Origin of the sequence: Mesorhizobium sp. M0909, from assembly GCF_040319515.1 — a bacterium.
In the GTDB taxonomy this organism is placed as follows: Bacteria; Pseudomonadota; Alphaproteobacteria; order Rhizobiales; family Rhizobiaceae; genus Mesorhizobium.
This window is the reverse complement of record NZ_JAMYOA010000032.1, coordinates 31,506-46,205: the sequence shown is the minus strand read 5'-3', so window position 1 is coordinate 46,205 and position 14,700 is coordinate 31,506. Positions and strand designations below refer to the sequence as shown.

Below are 14,700 nucleotides of genomic sequence, written 5' to 3'. Positions count from 1 at the left end.
ACCCTGCCTGACGCGTTCATATTGCTCATCGGATAATTAGAGAAATCGATTGCTTGGATAGACACACATTTACGAAATGGATGCATTCACGTTCACTTCGCCCTTCTGCTGAGCAGTTGCGGGCTCGCTGGCGGCGGGGACGCTGGTCGCCCAAGCAATCGATGAAGATTCGACACTCAAACCGGGACGGGACGAACTTCGTAACGGGGCCGTCCTGGTTGGGCCCCAAACTTCTCTCTGTTTGCTCGACGCCGGCATACCCGCACCGTGAGCGCTGGACGAGGACAAGTTCCGCTGGCGGAGAACGGCGTGATCGGCTTGCCGCGCCGAAACTGATGGCGCTCGTCGAAGGCATGGACTGGACACGCGTTCGAGCCGAACGGCGACGGCGTCCGGCCGGAAGGCGGTGGCGAAGTGACTCAGGCGCAAAAGGCGGGCTTCAGGCCGTGCACAATAAGCTTCTGTCGGCGTCATGACGAGAAGCGCTTCGGCCCGTCCCCACGAAATCGATACGCTCAAGGCGATGTTCGTCGCCATGGCGGCGGAGAAGGCCGAACTGCAACAACTCCGGAGCGAAACACTCAAGGCCGAGATCGTCCGGATGGCGACACTCAACGAGCCTGCCCAGGAGCGGATCGCCGACCTTCATGGGATCGTCAAGCAGCTGGAGCGCGCCGCTTCGGTCGCAGCTCCGAGAAGCTCGAACGTGACCAGCAGGCCTTCGCCTTCGACGAAATCCAGACCGGGCTCGGCGCGATTGAGTCCGAGCTCGAGGCCGCAAGACCGACAGGCGAGCCGCGACGTGCTGCGCGACCGCGCAAGGCGTTCCCGGCGCATCTGGAGCGGGTCGAGATCGTCATCCAGCCCGAGCCATGGGGGAAGAAGCGCTCCCGCAGCCAATCGTCCAGTCCGTCAAACGCGGTCGGCCCCACAGGCTTGCGAAACGGAACAGTCCCGCCCTCGCTTAGATACCGAGGCACCGTGTTGCGCGCGCACCCGAATTCTTTCGCCCGTCGGTTCATTCCCCAGCCAAGCTCATGCAGCCGCAGCATCGCTGCCACCTGTTCATGCTGAAGGATCTGCTCTCCCTGCATCGTTCTCGACAATGCAGGAATCGCCCAATCCCAATCGCCATCCATGCCTCCTCTCATAACCGAGGGAGTCAGTTTCTCAATTCGGCCGACAACTGAGACGTCCGGTGCTCTTAGGCGGGGTAATCATACGAGATGCCTCCTGCAACATCATTTCCCGCATCCATAGGCTTGCCGGATCATTATTGTGAAGCGCAGGCCATTGGACGGCCTCCGTGAATGCGGCAGGAAGTGGCGGCGGAAGTTCGACAATCCGCAGGGGTGTTAATTTTGCGAAATGCTGCGCCAGCCGTAAGGGCATTGTCCCGATGCGGTTGGTGCCTGATAGAAGGGGCGGGATCATGCTAAAGCCCCGTACGACGACCTCGATACGTCTCTCGAAACCGTTCTCGAGCAAATACCATTCCTCGATGGAGGGCTGCCGGGTGTCCCCGAATTTAAGCACAACCTGCCCCATCGACAAGTATCGGTCGAATGTAAGTGGCTCTGACAGCTGCTCGTTCGTGCCGCAGCCTACGCATACGAGCATATCTTCGAACAGGGCTGCGCGAGGATGTTTCGACATGAACACTTCCGGCATAATCAGAAAATCAACGTCGCCGCGCCGGAGAAGCTCCTCGGGGTCGTCGGAAATAGGCAGACATTCGAAGCGGACGGCGGGAGCTTCCCGCGCAGCACGCTTTACGATCTTCTTAAAAAATACGAGTGTGAGGTAATCGGAAAGGATGATGCGGAAGCGACGATCCGATCGGGCCGGGTTAAAGGCGTCCCAGGAAATAATCGATAGCTGGATGTGCAGCAATGCCTCCCGGACTGCTGTGGCGAGCCCCTCCGCGCGCGGTGTCAAAATGAGTTCGCGGCCGTTCATCGTAAATAGCTCATCGCTGAAATAGGCGCGTAACCGACCGACGGCGGCGCTCATGGCCGGCTGACTCAGGTTAATACTGCGGGCCGCGGCGGTGACTTTACGCTCCCTGATCAAAGCGTCCAGCACAACGAGGAGATTTAGATCGAGTCCCTTAAAACGCATGTATTGACCTATCCGACGCGTGGATGGGTATCGCCAAAACGATCAATTTTATGAATGGTGAGTAGCGTCAACGCATCAGCCGACGACGAAATAGAGCAACCGATAGGAAGAACGGCAAAACCGTGTATATGCAAAGCGCGCCGATATGCAGGCCCATGCTGCCGGCCGGACGGCCAAGCATCGCCGGACGAATGAGGTCAATTGCATGTGCGAGCGGCAACAAGGAGGCGACGTCCTGAAAAGCGCCGGGCAATTGGTTGACCGGAAACATCGCGCCGCAAAGGAACAGCATGGGTGTTATAACAAGCGTATTATAAAATATGAAATATTCATAACTGGGCGCAAGCGCCGTGACGACCATCGCTAGACTCGCGAAGGCGAGGCCACTGAGAGCGATGACTGGCAGCAAGCAGAGGATGGATGGCCACGATGTGTAGCCGAGCGTGGTGGCAACAATAGTGATTGCTGTGCCCGCCATCAGGGCCTTGGTGGCTGCCCACGCCAATTCGCCGAGTAAGATATCGCCGAGCGTCAGCTGAGTGCATAGCATTCCTTCCCAGGTGCGCTGGTTGTCCATGCGGCCAAAACTCCCGTAAACCGTTTCAGCGGTCGCCGATGCCATCGCGCTTGTGGCAACCATGCCAGCCGCGAGAAACGCAATGTACGAAGTGCCCTCAACAGGACCTATCATTGTTCCGATGCCAAAGCCGAGACCGAACAGATAGATCATCGGATCGGCGAGGTTGCCGAGAACCGATGCAAGCCCGATTTTCTTCCATCCAAGATAGTTGCGGCGCCAAACCGCGACCCAATTCCACGCATTGGCGGGCATGGCCGCCGCATAACGTTCGCCCATTGTTCAGTCCTCCATCTCGCGCCCGGTTAGCCGCAAGAACACATCCTCGAGATTGGGGGGACGCTGCAGAAGGCGCAGACCCGCGCGCCCGCGTAGCTGCACCAGCACCTGCTCCGGATCGGGTGCATAGCAAAAAAGCGTCTCACCGCTCACCTCGATGCGCTGTGCGTACGGCCGGATCAGCGCACCCAGTTCATGCGGATTGCCGCCGTAGACCTCGACCACGTCACAGCCGATCTGCTCGTCAATGAGTGCGGACGGGCGGCCTTCGGCGATCTTGCGCCCCTCCTCCATAACGCACAGCCGATCGCACAGCCGCTCGGCCTCTTCCATGAAATGGGTAGTCAAAAGAATAGTCTTGCCCCGCGCCAGCAGCGATCGCAGCCGTTCCCAGATCAGGTGGCGGGCCTGCGGATCGAGGCCGGTGGTCGGCTCGTCCATCACCAGCAAGTGCGGGTCATTGATCAGCGCACGCGCGAGCGTCAGGCGCCGCTTCATGCCGCCGGACAGTTCGGCGACGCGCGCATCCGCTTTGTTCTCGAGGCGGGCGAACTCAAGCAGCGATGGTATGACCGCTTCGATCTGGCGTCTGCTCATCCGGAAGTAGCGCCCGAACACCAACAGGTTCTCGCGCACAGTGAACGCGGTATCAAGATTGTCGAACTGCGGGACCACGCCGATGCGCATACGTGCCAAACGGGCGCGCGCCGGCACTGGAGCGCCGAGCACAGTAATCTTCCCCGCATCAGGCGATGTCATGCCGAGGACCATACGCGCAATCGTGCTTTTGCCCGCACCGTTCGGTCCCAAGAGCCCGAAGCATTCCCCCGCCGCAACGCGGAACGACAGTCTGTCGACAACGAGCTTGTCATAAGTTTTGCTTACCTCAGTAAGATCGATCGCTACCGTGGACATGGGTTCATTTTACCTAGAGGGTCGCCTCGACCGGCGGTTGCTCGGTTGCCTGCCGGACCTGAAACTGTGACTCGTCTTCGCCATCCCAGCCGTCGATAAAGAACTGATCGACATCACAAGGATTTAGCCCCTGTTCCGCCAAAGCGGCGACAATTGCGTCGAGATTATCGATGGTTTGGTAACGCGGATTGTTGTGCCGCTTTTCCTGCTCAACGCAGAAGACGAGCCGTCCATCCTCGACAAGGGCGATCGCCCCATCATGGGTCAGCTTGGTACCACAGATGCGCATAGTGTCTCCACGTTAACGGCGATAGATTCGATTCATCAGGAAGCGGAAAGCGGGTTCCGGAAACGGACGAGCAAGCAGTCTTCGTTGACCGACTCGCCCCGACACTCAAGACGCTCTACCTCGATCAACGTTTCGTTCAGCATGGCGATGACCGGCTCAGCACCAGCGGCGTGACCCCAGCGACGGCAATTAGCATCCCTTGCCGATCCGAAGATCAGATGCCCGCCTGGCGCAAGCACCCGCACCAGGTTTTTGACGGCCGCGCGCATCTCGGCTATGTCTTCGAGGTAGTATAGGACCTCCGCCACAACGATCAGGTCAAACAACTCGTCGGTCGAAAACTGTTGAACATCGGAGACTATCCAGTTGATGCGCGACGGCTCCTTTATCCGTTGACGTGCTCGAGCAATCGCTTGCGCCACGACATCGATGACGGTGAGCCCTTGGCAGTAGGGAGCTAGCTTTTCCGTGAATGCGCCGGCAGCGCACCCGACTTCGAGGGCATTTGTAATGGAGCCTTGGGCAAGCGCCAGCTGGAGCATTTGCGTGTGGCGCTCCCGCTCGAACGGATTGCCGTCGAGGCGCCACGGATCGTCTGCGGCCAATTCCCGATCGAGCAACTGATGATTCATGTTCTGGGTCAAACTCGTCCACCTCTCGTCCACCTAGGTAATTAGCGATCACTCGTCGCCGCAGATGTTGCTCGACAGCGCTAATCCCGAAGAATCCGCGCAAGATTGAGCCTGCGAAGCGGAGCCGCATGCGGTGAGAATTCTGCCCTGCTTGATCCAGTGATCGGAGTTTGGGTGGGGGCCTGTTTTCCCCCAGTGTTCGATGTAGCGACAGCAGAGCTTCGCGACAGCCAATCGCTATTGCTCAATGTACACAGCGCGTAGGCCTTCAAGGGAAGTAAGAGAAAGATGTTGATGAACGTGTGCAGGGAAAAGCCCAGAAATCGAAACTGTCGAGCACGAAATGCTACCACGCAGCATCGGAGCATGGTCATGGACACAATCATCAGTCCTGTCCACCAAGGCACAGTGCCTGTCAGTGCGAAATGTGCGAGGCCCGTTAGTACCGATAGGGCGAGGAGTAGCGGCCCGAGATTCTGTCCGACCACGTCCAACGTGAGATAGCTATTGAGGCCGGGCAGCAAGCGCAGCCCAAGCAGCGTGTCCCGGAATGTGCTTCGTGCCCAACGGAGTTGTTGGCGCAGATACGGTCCGAGTCTGTTCGGAACGACTGTGGCCGCGATGGCGCCCGGAACGTACTCGGTTCGAAAGCCTGCTTTCAGCATGAGGATAGTGAGATGGCGATCCTCCCCGAAGTCGCTTGGCTTGCCCCGAAAAAATTGGGACTCGTACTGGTCCAGTAACAAAAGGAGCGCAGACCGGCGGTACATGGCACATGGGCCGCAACAGCACATAACGGCACCGAAGCGAGCCTGTGCCGCGCGCTCCTCGTTGCAAGCCAGCCAGTACTCCATGTCTATCAGCCTTGTCAGCCAGCTCTCGCTCCGGTTACTGGCAATCAACTGACCCATGACTGCGCCGACCGCTGGATCTCGCATCTTCGGTACAAGCTTGGTGATGACGTCGGACGCGAGTATCGTGTCTGAATCAACGTTAAGCACCAAATCCCCGGATGAGCGGCGTATCGCGGCGATCTGCGCCTTGCGCTTTCCAACATTCTCGGGAAGCAAAATGATGTCGAACCTAGGGTCGCGCGCGTAGGTTTCGTGGACAGTTCCTACGGCTTCGCGATTTCCAGAACCGTCATCAACCACATAGACCCGAAGTCTTCCGGCGTATTCTTGGTCTGCAATGGACGCCAGGCACTCTGAAAGCGTGCGCGGATCCTCGTTGAAGCAGGGGACGATGACATCCACGCTGGGCAGTTGATCGGAGCCGACGAGATCCTCCAACGCCGATGAGTCGTTTGTCGGCAGAGCATAAATCCCCTGCATGCTCTTATAAGCAGTCGAGAGCAGTGCATAAAGCGAAATGGCCACAGTGCTGGTTGTACCAAGAAGAGTCATGGGATCTCGTTTGTTCAGTGATGTTGAGGAAGTGAGCGGATTACAAATCCGCGCTCATGAAGTGCTGGAATCAGCCGGGACAGCGCCGTGACCGTCTGGTCGCGCAGACCGGCGTGAGCGCCCTGGCTCAACTCGCCGGGAGGGCATCCGTCGTGCAAGAGTACGATTGCGCCCGGCCGGACAGAGGCGAGCACGGTATCGATAATCGCGTCGACCCCAGGGCGAGACCAATCTCGAGGGTCGACGGACCAATGGAGGGCCGTCAGCCCGGCGATCTGTGACGCTGTGAAGACTTCTTCGCTCCAGGCCCCGTAGGGCGCGCGAATATAGCGCACCGAGGCCTGAGGGCACGCCCTCATGATGGCGCCGTTCGCTTCAAAGATCTCACGTTGCACTTCGCCGAAGCCGCATTTGTACAGATCCGGATGAGTCATCGTGTGGTTGCCTAGCTCGTGCCCTTCTGCAAACATTCGTTGGATTAGATCCGGGTGCTCTAAGGCGTAGGCGCCGATGACGAAGAAAGTCGCCGGCACCCGCTGCTCTGCCAGCACATCCAGAATCTCCGGTGTGAAAAGTGGATTGGGACCGTCGTCAAACGTCAGATAAACGCTGCGACGGCCGGTGCCGTCAGAGCACTCACGGTGCACTTCGTACAAGCAATCGGGACGGCTCATAGCTCTGGTCCGTTCCGATCGATCATCGTGCCCGTGGGCCATTCGCTGATCGGCCGTCCAACTGGCAGAACAATGGTGAGTGCGTCATCAATGCGTGTGGGCGGCAGGTCGAGGCGCGCCTCTGGTCGGGTGGAGCGCACGCGAATTCCCGACAAGACGGCCAAAGGGCTGTATCGCCGCCCGAACCTCTCAACATGATTCCGCAGCGCGTGCCGGACGGTTCCGAAAGCGAATGGAACGCCAAGCTCCTGCAGTATTGGAAGCACGACATGGATTGAATGGGCGATTCCGAGACTCTCAAGATCCGGACGTACCCCGTACAGGCCCAGCTCAGCCACCAACAGATCGACCGCGTCAACCTTGATGAAACGGCGCAGTATGCCCATGTGAGCCGCTACACCGTTCGAATCATAGGCGATTGCGCGGAGTTCAGGCCTGGCGCCGGCCCAGCTTCGACTACCTTCGAACGGTTCTGCGTTGGACGCCCCAGTCGGCCCGTAGGTATTACGAAAGAACTGGGCGAGCTCGACGTGGTCCGAGAGCTGCAACTCGTTTTCCCAGCACAATTTCCACTGCACCTGAGGGCGCATTCAGGACCTCTCTTCAAAATAGTTTCTTGCGGGCCGCATTACCCGGCCAAAGCGGCGGCGTTGTTGGCTGCACTCAACCGTTGTCGTTAGCGAAGGTGAGCCAGCCGGTGGGGCTCGCCAATGAGCTCTCTCGATGTTCCCGCCCGTCGCGGCGCCGTCGATTTGAGCTTGACGTCGGTCATTTACGTTCCTCTAATGGATGGTTCGTAAATTCGTAAAATTGATTGTTTAGATGATGCCCATCCACACGCTGGATAGATCAGGATATGCGGTTTAAGGGGCTGGATCTGAATCTCCTCGTTGTGCTGGACGCTCTGATCAGGGAGCGTAAAGTCACTGCCGCGGCCAACAGTATTAACCTGAGCCAGCCGGCCATGAGCGCCGCCGTCGCTCGGTTACGCGCCTACTTCAGCAATGAGCTATTTACGATGAACGGCCGCGAGCTCATTTTGACACCGCGCGCGGAGGGGCTCGCCCCAGCAGTCCGGGACGCATTGCTGCACATCCAGCTATCGATTATTTCCTCCGACGCCTTTAACCCAGCCCAATCGGATCGTCTCTTCCGAATCATGCTTTCCGATTACCTCACGCTCGTGCTTTTTAAGAGGATCGTAGAGCGTACTGCGCGGGAAGCTCCCGCCGTCCGCTTCGAATGTCTGCCTATTTGCGACGACCCCGAGGAGCTTCTCCGGCGCGGCGACGTTGATTTTCTGATTATGCCGGAAGTGTTCATGTCGAAACATCCTCGCGCAGCCCTGTTCGAAGATATGCTCGTATGCGTAGGCTGCGGCACGAACAAGCAGCTGTCAGAGCCACTTACATTCGAGCGATACTTGTCGATGGGGCATGTCGTGCTCAAATTCAGGCACACCCGGCAGCCCACCATGGAGGAGTGGTATTTGCTCGAGCACGGTTTCGAGAGACGTATCGAGGTCGTCGTACAGGGCTTTAGCCTGATCGCGCCCGTCCTATCAGGCACCAACCGCATCGGGACCATGCCCTTACGGCTGGCGCAGCATTTCGCAAAAACAACACCCCTGCGGATCGTCGAACTTCCGCCGCCACTTCCTCATCCCGCATTCACGGAGGCCGTCCAATGGCCCGCGCTTCACAATACTGATCCGGCAAGCCTGTGGATGCGGGAAATGATGTTGCAGGAGGCATCTCGCCTGGCGCCTTTGCTTGAAAGCTATTGAGCGTCTCGGGCTTCCCGGAGGCGGTCGCGATCGCGTAGGAGCGGTTGCCATTCGGGCGTCAGGCCTTTGGCTCGGCAGAGCGGCGAGTTCCTTGCTGAGTACGAGGGCCAGGAACGAGCAGAACACATGCCCGGGTTGGTGCTGAGTTGACTGCCGCCTCCGATTTCGCGTGCGAAGTCCCAGAAGATGTCTAGCCCCACTCAAATGCCAACTTTGCCGGCCTTGCCGCGGCTTTTCACGCGCGGCCAGGCGAGGAGATGCCGGTCGACGAGGTCAATCCCAATGGACTGTGCCGGCCTCGCTCGGCTACTGGCGTGAGGCATCCTTGACGACACCGCCCTGGACCGACAACGTCGAGATGTTGGCAATGAAGCCGGTCGCGACCTCGCGCTTCCGCCTGAACGCGTGGCCGATCCGTTCACCAATTGGCGCTTCATCCTGGGCCGCGGCTGAGGCCTGTGGGGTGCGGCTACCCCGCGTGGATGGGATCATCAATCAACTTTCTCTCATTTATGAAAGGAAACTTCCCCGCTTACGATAGAAGCCATCAGTTTCATATATTTTCCGGCAGATGAATATCGAACGGCAGAAATGTCTGTCCTGGTGTTTCAGCAGTGCCGGTCTCGATAGCCCGCGTCATCAGCGTTATCAGCTCCTGGGAAAGCCGGCGCATTGGCGTGGCGACCGCCATCGTGATGATGTTATCAGCGAGTGCCGCCCGAGATTCCGGCGTGATTTCATTCACGATCGCGACGAGATCGCGACTTTTACCCTCTTCCCGGACCGCGGAGATGGCGCCCTCCATGCCGCCCCCGGCGACATAGAAGCCGACGAGCTCGGGTTCCCGCTGCATGAGATCAAGCGTTGCCTCGTAGGTGACCTGCCGTTTCTCCAGGTTCACAAGCGGATCGAGCACCTCGAACGTCGGCGCGTTCTCACGGCAATAGGAGCGAAAGCCGACGTCACGGAGCTCGTGCCCCTGGAAACGATGGCTACCGACAAACACCGCCACCTTGCCGGGCCGTTTTGCGACCTTGGACACCATCCAAGCGGCCGTGCGCCCCACCTTGCGGTTGTTGAGGCCGATATAGCCCTGTCGCACGCCGGCGGCGAAGTCGGAAAGCAGCGAGAAAACCGGAATGCCTTTGGCCTTGAGGTCCTCAACCGCTGCTGTAATTTTTGGGTGGTCCGGTGCCACCATCGCGATCGCATGGCAGCGTGCGCCCAAATCCTTGAGCGGTGCGATTAGGTCGCTCGGCATATGTGACGGGGCGAATTGGATGAGCGGAATGCCGTGGAAGGACTGGGCCAAATTGACCGACGCTTCGACCTCGCGCGCAAAGTCTTGGTAAAAATGCTGGGCCGGTTTTCTCAAGATGAAGCCCAGACGGTAGCACGGTAGGTCTCGCCGCAAGCGCTGCTTGATGAGCCCGGCAGCATGATAGCCGATCGCGTGGGCGGCGTCGTGGACCCGCCGCGCGGTCTCCTCGCGCACCGGATGGCGGGCGTTCAGAACCCGATCGACCGTTGCTACGCTGACTCGGGCTTCGCGGGCGAGATCGGCAATTGTGGGGCGCTTGGTCATGGGTCCTATTCTGATTGGTTTTTGACGCAGGCTGGCTCTCTGTCACCTAGCGCGATTCGACAATGGTTTCGGGTGGGCAAAGTGAAGACGCCCGCATACTGAATGATCGACAGCGTATTGGACTACTCCAGACGTAGACCGGCCGGGTATAACGGAAGGTTCATTCGCTTAGGGCGGCGACGATTTGCACTCACACATTTAGCGCTTCTGATACATGGTCCGTGAGGCGCCGTTTAGAGCCTGCGAGTCGATCGTTCAGGTCATGTGACCAGCTTGGCGAAACCGGTCGCGGTGCGTCGCCCTTACTCGGCGGAGGATAGCCGGTTTGATGCCTCGGCAAGCTGATGACCGGAGAAGGCGGCTTTCATCTGCGCTCGGTCCAATTCTCCTTCCCAGCGGGCAACGACGAGGGATGCCACTGCGTTGCCGACGCAATTCGTCAGCGCCCGGCATTCGGACATGAAGCGGTCGATGCCGAGTATCAGTGCCATCCCAGCAACGGGAACACTCGGAACTACGGCGAGCGTAGCAGCCAGGGTGATGAAGCCCGCACCTGTTACACCTGCAGCGCCCTTGGAGGAAAGCATCGCAACGAGCAGCAGCAGCACCTGATCGCCGATTGACAGATCCGTGTTCGTCGCCTGCGCGATGAAGAGGGCCGCCAGGGTCATGTAGATATTCGTGCCGTCCAGATTGAACGAATATCCGGCCGGGATGACGAGACCCACAACCGAACGCCTGGCGCCCGCCTTCTCCATCTTCTGCATGAGCGAGGGGAGCGCGGCCTCCGAGGAGGACGTTGCGAGGACAAGCAGCAGCTCTTCCTTGATGTAGCGAATGAGAGAACAGATCGAAAAGCCGTTGTAGCGGCAGACCGCGCCGAGAACCCCGAACACGAAGAGGAAGGCGGTGAAATAGAACGTCGCGACCAGCATCGCGAGGTTCACGACCGAACCGATGCCATATCTGCCGATGGTGAAGGCCATTGCGCCGAAAGCGCCGATCGGCGCGGCTTTCATCAGAATGCCGACGAGCTTGAAGACAGGCGCGATGAGCGCCTGAAGGAAGGAAACGACAGGCTTGCCCGTCTCTCCGGCCATCGCGAGCGCCATGCCGAACAGAACCGAGAAGAACAGCACCTGCAGGATGTCGCCTTCCGCGAAGGCGCCGACTATCGTTGGCGGGATGATGTTCATCAGGAAGCCGGTGACCGACTGCTCGTGGGCCTTTGCGGCATAGGTATTCACGGCCTGGACATCGAGCGAGGCCGGATCGATGTTGAGGCCGGCGCCAGGCTGGACGACATTGGCGACGATCAGGCCGACGATCAGCGCGAGCGTCGAGAAGGTGAGGAAATAGACCATTGCCTTGCCGGCGACCCGGCCGACCTTGTGAAGATCGTTCATGCCGGCAATGCCGGTCGCAATTGTCAGGAAGATGACAGGCGCGATGATCATCTTGACCAGCTTGATGAAGGCATCACCCAGCGGCTTCAGGCTCTCGCCGGTTCCCGGATAGAAATAGCCAATTGCGACGCCGAGGGCGATGGCGGCAAGCACCTGCGCGTAAAGCTTGGCATAGAAGGGTTTGCGGGGCGCGGGACTCGCGCCGCGGACTTGTGCAGCTGACACTGTTTCTCTCTCCCTGACCGGATCGAGGTGGCGTGACTTCTCCCGGGCTTCTCCCTATCGCGGCGCTCCGGTCGAACGCTGCACCAACGCCGCCGCAATACCCATGCCAAATGGATCCGCATGACCTGAACTGACGTTGGGCTCGCCAATGATGGGATGAATGCGGTGGCACAAGACGGGAATGACAAGGCCGCCGTCCAGCACGCGCTTGATGTTCTCCGGCAGATTGCCGGTCGATCTCTCTGGCTTGCGGTTTTGCTGCACATCGTGGTGGGCTCCTCGGTTTGCCGACTTTGGGAAGGGCCGCATCGCTGGCACCAGAGCGGAGAATTGCCGTGTTCTTTGCCGCGCTGCCGCTGCAGCGACAGCTTGAAAGCGACGTCGAGACGTAGGGATTGACGCCGCTGGTGCTGACCGCGACGATGCGGTTCAGAAGTTCCGAGCACCGCCGAGAAAGCCGCGCTCGACCGCCACCTTCGCGCCTTCACACGCGACGCCGCCGCCTTATCTGTGTCATCAATATCGAGGAAATGGCGGTTGCCGCGACCGACCAGTGTCGTCGGCAGTGATTATCGCTCCCGCCCCTGGTTCGCAAGCGCTGGTGAATGGCACGGCCCGGCAATTTATACTCGGCGCGGTCAGCCGCTCAGGCACCGCATCGCCGGCGCCGTATTTCTGTCGTTCAACATCGCCGACAAAAAATTAGAACTGATGAATTCTATCATAGGCCGCGAGGTTTCCTTTCACGAATGAAAGAAAGCTCGATTGACTATCCCGCCTCGCTCCAGTCTTTTGAAAATCAACGTGTGGTTGCCCCCGTGCAAGCCGAGAACGTGGCCAAGCTTCGTGGAGGGAGAGCCAAGCGATGCGTCAGGGGTCGACCCGCTTTGTACTCGACCACACGGCGGTGGCACGAGTTCACGTCAGAACATTTTCGCGCTTGCCCGCGACGTCGCGGGCGCACATGCCGCCGGCATGCATTTCATGGCGCGAGATCGAGGATCACATGCACCACAACATTCCCAAATCAGAACAAAATGCCAGCGAGTGCCGCATTTCGCTTCCGGATGCGAAAAGGGCTTACCCAAAGTCCGAGACGAACACCGCGGTCCCTTTTGTGCCATCGCACGAGCACGCGCTTACCGGCATCTTCGAAATATCGAAAGTACTCACCGACCCCGCCCGGCTCGAAGTCACGTTGGCCAAGGTCGTCGATCTCCTGCCCTCGTTTGTGCAGATGCGGCACGGCATCATCGCTCTCTTCGACGCTGAGGGCATACTGGACATCACCGTAGTCACCGGCTGCGACGAGAACAGCGATGAGCGCTCCCGGATGCGTCTGCCGCGCAAGGCAATCGATCGGATTGTGACGACGGACACGCCGCTCGTCGCCGAGAACATAGCGGTGCATTCGGCCTTCACTGCCGCTGACATAGAGGTGCTTGGGGCCTCCGACCCCGTGTCCTTCATCGGCGTTCCCATTCGTGTTGATGGGAACGCCGTAGGCACGCTGACTATCGACCGCGCCTTGGACAGCAGGTCAACGTATCGGCTCGATTATGATGTCCGGCTGCTCACCATGATCGCCAACATGGTGGGACAGACAGTCAAGTTGCACCGCTTCTCCGCGGGCGACCGCGAACGACCGACAGAGGTGGAAGATCGGCTGCAAACGCAATTCTCTGATGTCAAGCACTCTGCACCGCAGCGCAAGAAGGTTCATGTCAAGGGGATGATTGGCGATAGTCCGGCGCTAAGCGCGCTGCTCGAGAAGATCGCAGTGGTAGCTAAGGCAAAGACCACGGTTCTGTTGCGAGGCGAATCCGGTACCGGGAAGGAGCTGGTCGCCAAGGCAATTCACGAGTTGTCGCCGCGCGCCAAGCGGCCCTTCATCAAACTCAATTGTGCAGCGCTGCCAGAGACAGTCCTGGAATCCGAATTGTTCGGTCATGAGAAGGGTGCCTTCACAAGCGCGTTCAATTCCCGCAAGGGTCGCTTTGAGCTCGCCGACAAGGGGACGTTGTTTCTGGATGAGATCGGCGAGATCTCGGCCTCCTTCCAGGCAAAGCTACTGCGCGTGCTACAGGAGCAGGAGTTTGAGCGCGTCGGCAGCAACCAGACCATCAAGGTCGACGTTCGCGTGATTGCCGCCACGAACAGGAACCTTGAAGAGGCGGTTGCAAGGAATGAGTTCCGCGCCGACCTATATTATCGCATCAACGTGGTTCCCTTGCTGGTGCCGGCATTACGCCAAAGGCGCAGCGATATTCCGCTCCTCGCAGCTGAGTTTCTCAAGAATTTCAACGATGAGAACGGCCGTACGCTGACCTTCGATGCGCGTGCGATTGAAGTACTGATGAAATGTGAATTTCCCGGCAACATTCGCGAGCTTGAAAATTGCGTGCACCGGACAGCGATCCTGGCGGAGGGACGATCAATCGGGAGAAACGACTTTGCGTGCTCCCACGACCAATGCTTTGCCGAGGCGCTGCGGAAGAGCAGATCGGGCAAGGCCGCGCTGCAACCAGCGCCAATCCTCCCAGAGGCAGTGAATCCGGCCACGCCGCCGGATGCGGCCGCTCGTTCGGCCGCCACCTCAGTCCCGCCTGCCGGAGCAACCCACTCATTGGGCGCGAGGACCACCGACGCCGAGCGCGTCATTGCTGCCATGGAAAGATGTGGCTGGGTGCAGGCAAAGGCGGCGCGCCTGCTTGGACTGACCCCGCGCCAGATTGGCTACGTGCTGAGGAAATACGGCATCGAGGTCAAGCGTCTGTGAAAGCATGACTCAGGCGGATTAGCTGA

14 protein-coding genes and 3 pseudogenes are annotated in these 14,700 nt (G+C 59.2%); 4 read left to right on the top strand and 13 right to left on the bottom strand.

What is annotated here, in order from left to right; all coding sequences use genetic code 11:
- Positions 1-414: 414 nt before the first annotated feature.
- Positions 415-795 (top strand): annotated as a pseudogene (locus NKH83_RS29795) (transposase domain-containing protein); the annotation flags it as partial.
- A 77-nt stretch (positions 796-872) separates the two neighbouring features.
- Here the strand turns inward: NKH83_RS29795 and NKH83_RS29790 are convergent.
- From NKH83_RS29790 to NKH83_RS29750, 9 genes and pseudogenes are all read right to left on the bottom strand, one after another.
- A pseudogene (locus NKH83_RS29790) lies at positions 873-1,139 on the bottom strand (hypothetical protein); the annotation flags it as partial.
- A 31-nt stretch (positions 1,140-1,170) separates the two neighbouring features.
- Positions 1,171-2,121, bottom strand: coding sequence for a LysR family transcriptional regulator (locus NKH83_RS29785; protein ID WP_352808580.1), 951 nt, complete (start codon positions 2,119-2,121; stop codon positions 1,171-1,173).
- Positions 2,122-2,188: 67 nt separating this feature from the next.
- Entirely contained in the window at positions 2,189-2,977 is a 789-nt protein-coding gene (locus NKH83_RS29780; protein ID WP_352450738.1) for an ABC transporter permease, read from the bottom strand.
- Between the two features lie 3 nt (positions 2,978-2,980).
- Positions 2,981-3,892 carry a nodulation factor ABC transporter ATP-binding protein NodI gene (gene nodI, locus NKH83_RS29775; protein WP_352457037.1) on the bottom strand — a complete coding sequence of 304 codons (912 nt, stop codon included), beginning with the start codon at positions 3,890-3,892 and terminating at the stop codon, positions 2,981-2,983.
- Between the two features lie 55 nt (positions 3,893-3,947).
- Positions 3,948-4,181: pseudogene (locus NKH83_RS29770) on the bottom strand (carbamoyltransferase N-terminal domain-containing protein); the annotation flags it as partial.
- A 35-nt stretch (positions 4,182-4,216) separates the two neighbouring features.
- Positions 4,217-4,813, bottom strand: coding sequence for a nodulation methyltransferase NodS (gene nodS, locus NKH83_RS29765; protein ID WP_352450799.1), 597 nt, complete (start codon positions 4,811-4,813; stop codon positions 4,217-4,219).
- A gap of 80 nt (positions 4,814-4,893) precedes the next feature.
- Positions 4,894-6,219, bottom strand: coding sequence for a chitooligosaccharide synthase NodC (gene nodC / locus NKH83_RS29760; protein WP_352457036.1), 1,326 nt, complete (start codon positions 6,217-6,219; stop codon positions 4,894-4,896).
- A 14-nt stretch (positions 6,220-6,233) separates the two neighbouring features.
- A complete protein-coding gene (gene nodB, locus NKH83_RS29755) occupies positions 6,234-6,893 on the bottom strand; it encodes a chitooligosaccharide deacetylase NodB (RefSeq protein ID WP_352808577.1) in 660 nt (219 codons plus the stop codon).
- Positions 6,890-7,483 (bottom strand): NodA family N-acyltransferase, encoded by a 594-nt coding sequence (locus NKH83_RS29750; protein WP_352483781.1) that lies wholly within the window; start codon positions 7,481-7,483, stop codon positions 6,890-6,892. The genes nodB and NKH83_RS29750 overlap by 4 nt, the downstream gene beginning before the upstream one ends.
- Before the next feature lie 266 nt (positions 7,484-7,749).
- On the opposite strand from NKH83_RS29750, the gene NKH83_RS29745 reads away from it, so the two are divergent.
- Positions 7,750-8,679: a LysR family transcriptional regulator gene (locus NKH83_RS29745; protein WP_352591353.1), complete on the top strand. Its 930-nt coding sequence runs from the start codon at positions 7,750-7,752 to the stop codon at positions 8,677-8,679.
- Positions 8,680-8,985: 306 nt separating this feature from the next.
- Here NKH83_RS29745 and NKH83_RS29740 read toward each other — a convergent pair whose 3' ends face one another.
- The 4 genes from NKH83_RS29740 to NKH83_RS29725 form a co-directional block, all read right to left on the bottom strand.
- Positions 8,986-9,171 (bottom strand): hypothetical protein, encoded by a 186-nt coding sequence (locus NKH83_RS29740; RefSeq protein WP_352591356.1) that lies wholly within the window; start codon positions 9,169-9,171, stop codon positions 8,986-8,988.
- Positions 9,172-9,232: 61 nt separating this feature from the next.
- Positions 9,233-10,264: a LacI family DNA-binding transcriptional regulator gene (locus NKH83_RS29735; protein ID WP_023678260.1), complete on the bottom strand. Its 1,032-nt coding sequence runs from the start codon at positions 10,262-10,264 to the stop codon at positions 9,233-9,235.
- 302 nt (positions 10,265-10,566) lie between these two features.
- Entirely contained in the window at positions 10,567-11,895 is a 1,329-nt protein-coding gene (locus NKH83_RS29730) for a dicarboxylate/amino acid:cation symporter (protein WP_352591359.1), read from the bottom strand.
- A gap of 54 nt (positions 11,896-11,949) precedes the next feature.
- Positions 11,950-12,159, bottom strand: a complete 210-nt coding sequence (locus tag NKH83_RS29725; protein WP_156937379.1) for a hypothetical protein — start codon at positions 12,157-12,159, stop codon at positions 11,950-11,952.
- Positions 12,160-12,432: 273 nt separating this feature from the next.
- Here NKH83_RS29725 and NKH83_RS29720 point away from each other — a divergent pair, with 273 nt between their 5' ends.
- Together NKH83_RS29720 and nifA are read left to right on the top strand one after the other, a co-directional pair.
- On the top strand, positions 12,433-12,648 hold the full coding sequence (locus NKH83_RS29720; protein ID WP_352591362.1) for a hypothetical protein: 216 nt from the start codon (positions 12,433-12,435) through the stop codon (positions 12,646-12,648).
- 253 nt (positions 12,649-12,901) lie between these two features.
- Entirely contained in the window at positions 12,902-14,674 is a 1,773-nt protein-coding gene (gene nifA, locus NKH83_RS29715; protein WP_352808582.1) for a nif-specific transcriptional activator NifA, read from the top strand.
- Positions 14,675-14,700 lie beyond the last annotated feature (26 nt).

What these genes read in the sequence shown, in the direction of transcription:
- NKH83_RS29780 (WP_352450738.1), bottom strand. Translation starts at nt 2,977, where the DNA reads ATGGGCGAACGTTATGCGGCGGCCATGCCCGCCAATGCGTGGAATTGG.
- nodB (WP_352808577.1), bottom strand. Translation starts at nt 6,893, where the DNA reads ATGAGCCGTCCCGATTGCTTGTACGAAGTGCACCGTGAGTGCTCTGAC.
- nodS (WP_352450799.1), bottom strand. Translation starts at nt 4,813, where the DNA reads ATGAATCATCAGTTGCTCGATCGGGAATTGGCCGCAGACGATCCGTGG.
- NKH83_RS29750 (WP_352483781.1), bottom strand. Translation starts at nt 7,483, where the DNA reads ATGCGCCCTCAGGTGCAGTGGAAATTGTGCTGGGAAAACGAGTTGCAG.
- NKH83_RS29785 (WP_352808580.1), bottom strand. Translation starts at nt 2,121, where the DNA reads ATGCGTTTTAAGGGACTCGATCTAAATCTCCTCGTTGTGCTGGACGCT.
- nodI (WP_352457037.1), bottom strand. Translation starts at nt 3,892, where the DNA reads ATGTCCACGGTAGCGATCGATCTTACTGAGGTAAGCAAAACTTATGAC.
- NKH83_RS29735 (WP_023678260.1), bottom strand. Translation starts at nt 10,264, where the DNA reads ATGACCAAGCGCCCCACAATTGCCGATCTCGCCCGCGAAGCCCGAGTC.
- NKH83_RS29745 (WP_352591353.1), top strand. Translation starts at nt 7,750, where the DNA reads ATGCGGTTTAAGGGGCTGGATCTGAATCTCCTCGTTGTGCTGGACGCT.
- NKH83_RS29740 (WP_352591356.1), bottom strand. Translation starts at nt 9,171, where the DNA reads ATGATCCCATCCACGCGGGGTAGCCGCACCCCACAGGCCTCAGCCGCG.
- nifA (WP_352808582.1), top strand. Translation starts at nt 12,902, where the DNA reads ATGCACCACAACATTCCCAAATCAGAACAAAATGCCAGCGAGTGCCGC.
- nodC (WP_352457036.1), bottom strand. Translation starts at nt 6,219, where the DNA reads ATGACTCTTCTTGGTACAACCAGCACTGTGGCCATTTCGCTTTATGCA.